Genomic DNA, 1065 nt, shown 5'->3' with positions numbered 1-1065 from the left:
GCTTGACCAAAAGGTTGAAATGAATCGGATTTCTGTGTGAAGTTTTGAAGGTATATATCTTCAATTTAATATAGGGATATAGTTCAGTTGGTAGAACGTTGGTCTCCAAAACCAAATGTCGAGGGTTCGAGTCCTTCTGTCCCTGTAGTTAACACTGAAAAGTAGAAATGCTTTTCAGTGTTTTTTTGTCTGTAAAAGTAAATATTTGAAATAATGTGCAAGAATCTTCTGTGAGCAATAAGAATCTGTGTTTTCTGCCTTTTCAAAATGAGTAATTTAGTGTATGATAGTAAAAAACAACAGAGATAAAGGAGAAAACGGATGTACGACGAGGAAAACAAAAAAACGGAACCGTATCAATATGGGGAACCATATCAGTATGGACAGACACCGCCGCCACAGAATACAGGGAGCGTAAATGATCAATATACGCAGCAGTATCAGGATGCATACAGAAATGTTCCACCGCAGGAGCCGGCAGGATTTGCAATCGCATCTCTGGTACTTGGAATTATTTCTATCGTATTATCATGTACAATGATCAACATCGTTACTGGCATTTTGTCATTGATTTTTGGTATTGTTCATATAGCAAAACATCAGAGCCACAAAGGTATGGCGATCGCTGGTATTGTTTTAGGTATTATCTCCATTGTGATTACGATTATTCTGATCGTAGTGGGTGTTACAGTGATATCTACACCGGGCTGGGATACGATGCTGAATGAATTATAAGAAGTTTCGTTAAAACTGAATAGAGCGATGAAAAGAAAAAGACATTCTGTTGGAAAACGGAATGTCTTTTTTGGAGGGTATGTAAAAATAGTAGAACAAATGTCAAAGGACATTTGAAGTTTGCATTATAATTAATACTTTAGAAGAAATCGTAAAAGGTATCACATTACAATATTTATAAAAGCGAGTTTCTTTATGAGACTATGAAGAAAAGTCTGTAAATAAGAATCTTCTATGATAAGTAAGAGCGAATTGTTCATCTTGTGAGCTGTTCGCTCTTGTTTTATATATATCAGCTATAAATTTGCATGTCAAGAGCAGGCGAAAAAT

The 1065-nt window shown here is 35.5% G+C and carries 1 protein-coding gene and 1 tRNA gene; both read left to right on the top strand.

What is annotated here, in order from left to right; all coding sequences use genetic code 11:
- The first annotated feature begins 72 nt into the window (after nt 1–72).
- Nucleotides 73–145, top strand: a tRNA-Trp gene (locus tag DXB15_RS16765).
- Nucleotides 146–321: 176 nt separating this feature from the next.
- Nucleotides 322–735, top strand: a complete 414-nt coding sequence (locus DXB15_RS16760) for a DUF4190 domain-containing protein (RefSeq protein ID WP_109216269.1) — start codon at nt 322–324, stop codon at nt 733–735.
- The last annotated feature ends 330 nt before the right edge of the window (nt 736–1065 follow it).

Origin of the sequence: Roseburia sp. OM02-15 (assembly GCF_003481835.1) — a bacterium.
Taxonomy (GTDB): Bacteria; Bacillota; Clostridia; order Lachnospirales; family Lachnospiraceae; genus Eubacterium_I; species Eubacterium_I ramulus_A.
The sequence above is the reverse complement of the archived record's forward strand: the minus strand, read 5'-3'. Positions and strand labels throughout refer to the sequence as shown.

Coding starts and splice junctions, on each gene's coding strand:
- DXB15_RS16760 (WP_109216269.1), top strand. CDS start 322: ATGTACGACGAGGAAAACAAAAAAACGGAACCGTATCAATATGGGGAA.